This is a genomic window from Actinocrinis sp. (genome assembly GCF_035938995.1).
GTDB lineage: Bacteria > Actinomycetota > Actinomycetes > Streptomycetales > Catenulisporaceae > DASZGI01.
This window is the reverse complement of record NZ_DASZGI010000181.1, coordinates 1-4,143: the sequence shown is the minus strand read 5'-3', so window position 1 is coordinate 4,143 and position 4,143 is coordinate 1. Positions and strand designations below refer to the sequence as shown.

The following is a 4,143-nucleotide window of genomic DNA, read 5'->3' as shown; positions in this document are numbered from 1 at the left end:
GTTCTTGCCCACGACGGGCAGGGGCAGCGCGTTGACCCGATCACCGATCAGGCTGAGCATCGCCGGCAGCAGGGTCAGCGCGGCGGCGACCGATACCACGCCGACGATCACCGCGCCGGCCGCCAGGCTGCGAAGGACGGTCACCGGTACCAGGAACATGCCGAGCAGGGCGACCACGAACGTGCTCCCGCTGAACAGCACGGCGCGGCTAGCGGTGGCTCCCGTGATCGCGCCGGGGTAGCGGTGAATGAGTGCGGCAATCCCCCGGTTATTCACCCCGGGCCGCTTCCGGGCCGGTGATCCGGGCCAGCAGCGGGAACGTCGCGGCGATGATCCCCAGCGACAGCAGCACTCCGCCCGCGATGAAGCCGTAGTAGGCCGGTCCCGGCGACCGCAGGTTCAGCCCGAGCTGGGAGTTCAGGAACAGCTCGGCGACCAGCAGGCCCAGGCCCGCCGAGACGATGGCTACCGCCAGCAGCGGCACAGCGGACTCCAGCGCGACCACCCGGCGCAGCAGCCCGACGGGGGTCCCGGCGAGCCGCAGCAGGCTGAACGGCCGCCTGCGGTCGGCCAGCCCGGCGACCACGCCGACGGCCAGGCTGCACCCGGCGATCGGCAGGCTGGCGAGGATCACCACGTCCGCGAGCTGCTGCCAGGCGGATAGGAGCTGCTCGCCTTGCGTCTCGTAGACCGTGGCCGGGGAGGCCTGGAGCGGGAAGGCGGTCTCGAACATCGTCCGCGCCGTCTCGATCGCGGCCGTGGACCCGTCGGTGCCGACGATGATGCCCGACGCGGGGAGGCTGTCGAGGCGGCTAGCCGGCACGTCCACGGCGGGCCAGACCCGCAAGCGGTGCGCCCCGGGCGTCGAACCGCTCGGCTGCAGGTTGATCGCGGCGACGGAGGCGCCTGGGGCGCAGGTGCCGAGCGCGGGCAGGCGGGCGAGCTGACCGCAGTCGACCAGGCTGTCATTCGCCGTCCCGAACGGATCGAGGTGACTTACCAGTACCGTGCTCACTCCTGGCACGTCGCGCAGCCGTCCGGTCAGTGCCTGGGGAACGGTGACCCCGGACAGGGGCGTGTTCGGCCTGGTCACCTGCTGCGGGCCGGTGAGGCCGGTGATCAGGATGTTCTTGCCGGCCGCGCCGCCGGTCTGGAAGGCGTGGTTGTCGGTCATGGAGGTGATGATGCCGACCGCGACGGTGGCGGTGAACACGGCGAGGATCAGGCCGCTGATCGCGCGGAACGCGGCCTTCGGGTTGTCGGCGAGCCGCCGGGCGGCGAGCAGTCCGGCGGGCCTGCTAGCTCGCCGCGCGAGGAGCGCGGAGCCGGCCATGGTCAGCCACGGCCCGGCGAGGACCAGGCCGGCGACGGTCAGGGCGCCGCCGCCGAGGTAGGCCCACAGCTGGCCGGTCGCTGACGCGGGGTGCCCGGCCGCGGTGAAGTAGGCCAGGTCCCCGATCCCGGCGAGCAGCGGGATCGCCCGCCACGCGCCCGGCCGGGGCGCGCGCGTCCTCTGCGCGGTGCCGAGCGGGGAGATCCGCACCCGGCGCAGGGCGAGGTGCGCGACCACGGCGGCCGCGGCCGGGATGCCGAGCGCGACGACGATGGCGGTGACGGGACTGAGCGACATATCGGCGGGGAAGGACGGCTGCCCGGTGAAGGGGATCTTGGCCAGTTCGGCCCGGAACAGGAAGAACAGCCCGAAGCCCGCCGCGGTTCCGGTGATCGCCGCGGTGGCGGCCTCGACGGCGGCGACGAGCGATACCTGGCGGGGCGTCGCGCCGGCCAGCCGCATGGCGGCGAACCGCTGCTCGCGGCGGGACGCGGCGAGCCGGGTGGCGGTGCTGATGAACACGAGCACCGGGAACAGCAGGGCGAGCGCCACGATGCCGAGCGCGGCGGCGATCCCCTCCGTGCTTTCGCCGATGCTGCGGCCGGCGCCGATGCTCGTGACCCGCGTGGCGCCGGGGACGCGGGCGAGCTGTGCCGGGGCGTGGCCGATGACGATGACCAGCGAGCCGGGCGACTGGAGCGCCGCCGGGCCGATCGTGCCGATCTGGTGGCCGGGATACCGGTCGCCGAGCTGCCCGGCGGGCACGGAGCGGAGCAGCGCGGCCAGCGCGGGCGAGGCGTAGTACTGGCCGGGGCCGGGCAGCGCCGGGATGCCGGGCGGCACGGGGGAGTGCGGGCCGAGCGCGGCCACGTCGACCCGGTCGATCCCCTGGCCGCCGTACTGGTCCTGGGAGCGGAGCCACCACTCGGGATAGGCGCCGGGCGCGGCGGGTGCCGAGTGTCGTGGGCTGCCGGTGTTGTCGAGCCAGCCTCTGCGCAGGCTCTGCGCGTTGAGGGCGTTGCTCGCGGCCAGCGCGGCGAGCAGCAGGCCGACGCCGACCGCGACCGCCACGGCGGTAATCACGAGCCGGGTGACGGCCTCCCGGCCGCCGCTGACGGTCAGCCGGAACGCGAGCCGGATCATCGGTTCTCCCTGAGGGCGAGCCCGACGGGTGCCGCGGGGGCTGAAGGCGTGGTGGTGACTGTGCCGTCGTGGACGATGATCTCGCGGTCGGCGTAGGCGGCCACGCGCGGGTCGTGGGTGACGAGCACTACGGTGGTGCCCTGGTCCCGGGCGGCGGCCGTCAGCAGGTGCATCACCCGCTCGCCGGCGAGGGAGTCCAGCGAGCCGGTGGGCTCGTCGGCGAAGAGGATCTCGGGCCCGGCGACCAGGCCGCGGGCGAGCGCCACCCGCTGGGCCTGCCCGCCAGACATCTCCGCGGACCGGTGCCCCTCAAGGCCGTCGATGCCGAGCCGGCCGAACCACTCGCGGGCACGCCGCAGCGCCTCGCGCCGGCGGGCGCCGGCCAGCAGCAGCGGGAGCGCGACGTTCTCCTCGGCGGTCAGCTCGGGGACGAGCTGGCCGAACTGGAACACGAACCCGAACTTGTCCCGGCGCAGCGCGCTGCGCCGGTTCTCCGGCATGGTGTCGATCCTCGTACCGTCGAAGACGACCTGGCCGGAGTCGGGGACGAGGATCCCGGCGAGGCAGTGCAGCAGCGTGGACTTGCCGGACCCGCTCGGTCCCATGATCGCGAGGATCTCTCCGCGGCCGACGGTCACGCTGGCACCGCGCAGCGCCGGGGTCGCGCCGAACGACTTGACCACGTACCGCGCCTCAAGCACGCTGTCTCTGGTCATTTCCGCACCTCTCTCGCGAGCGCGTCGAGCCGGGCGGCGGTCATATCGATCCACCGCAGGTCGGCTTCCAGGTGGAACAGGCCGTAGTTGGCCAGGTAGGTGTCGAGCGTGCCGCCCTCGTGCTTGAGCGCGGTCAGACGCTCGTGGGTGGTGTCCAGCCGGGCAGCTTGGCTGGGGCTGGCGATGCGGGCGCCGAATTTCTGTGCCTGCACGGCGGCGCGGCCGGTTAGCTCAGCGCCGCTGATGCCGGAGGTGAACCCGAGGTAGTTCTCGATCCGCGAGCTGGCCGCAGCCTGCCCGCCAGCGGCGGCGGCATCAAGCAGGAGTGTTTTGAGGCCCTCCGACGCGTCGTAGACCGCGGCAGCCAGTCCAGCCGGGCCAGCGCCGATGATGACCAGATCCAGGAGCGGCCCCGCGACGGGTTGGTAGGACAAGCCCAGCTGCCCGGTTAGCAGGGCGGGTGTGGCGTGTCGCAGCACCGCTCTCGGGGTGATCACCACCGGAAGATCACCGCCGGCAGCGGCAACGGCGCGGGCGAGCGCCGCGCCGGCCGGAGTGTCGATCTCGACCCACGTATGGGGCAGCTGCTGCCGGGCGGCGTAGGTGCGCAATGCGAGCGCCCCGGCTGACATCTCGCTGCCCAGGATTTCGATGCTCCGGGCCGCCTCACCCCCACGCAGGTACCGGCGGCGGGCCATCAGGGCCCTCAAGATCACGTCAGACAGGTCCGGATCCTCATCCATCAGCTGCCGGAAACAGACAGGCGAGATCCGGTGGACTTGTCCTGGCTGGGACACCCGGCCGCTCAGATATGTCACCTGCCCGGTGAGCAGGCCCAGCTCTCCGTCGAACTGGCCCGCGCCGACACGGGCGACGACGGCCTCGGCCGCCCGCGCGGTTGCGGCCCGGACGACCTCTGCCTCTCCGGAATCAACCAGGATCAGGTCATAG

General features: G+C 73.1%; 4 protein-coding genes. All 4 read right to left on the bottom strand.

Annotation, left to right across the window (positions count from 1 at the left end; translation table 11 throughout):
• On the bottom strand, positions 1-276 hold a 276-nt coding region (locus tag VGZ32_RS12915), incomplete at its 3' end, for an MMPL family transporter (RefSeq protein WP_326886218.1).
• On the bottom strand, positions 269-2,476 hold the full coding sequence (locus tag VGZ32_RS12910; protein ID WP_326886217.1) for an ABC transporter permease: 2,208 nt from the start codon (positions 2,474-2,476) through the stop codon (positions 269-271). The genes VGZ32_RS12915 and VGZ32_RS12910, both read right to left, overlap by 8 nt.
• Entirely contained in the window at positions 2,473-3,192 is a 720-nt protein-coding gene (locus tag VGZ32_RS12905; RefSeq protein WP_326886216.1) for an ABC transporter ATP-binding protein, read from the bottom strand. The genes VGZ32_RS12910 and VGZ32_RS12905 overlap by 4 nt, the downstream gene beginning before the upstream one ends.
• Positions 3,189-4,143 (bottom strand): FAD-dependent oxidoreductase (locus VGZ32_RS12900; RefSeq protein ID WP_326886215.1); only part of this gene is annotated, 955 nt, incomplete at its 5' end. The genes VGZ32_RS12905 and VGZ32_RS12900, both read right to left, overlap by 4 nt.

Excerpts from the sequence above, each read along its gene's own strand:
- VGZ32_RS12905 (WP_326886216.1), bottom strand. The coding sequence starts at position 3,192 with ATGACCAGAGACAGCGTGCTTGAGGCGCGGTACGTGGTCAAGTCGTTC.
- VGZ32_RS12910 (WP_326886217.1), bottom strand. The coding sequence starts at position 2,476 with ATGATCCGGCTCGCGTTCCGGCTGACCGTCAGCGGCGGCCGGGAGGCC.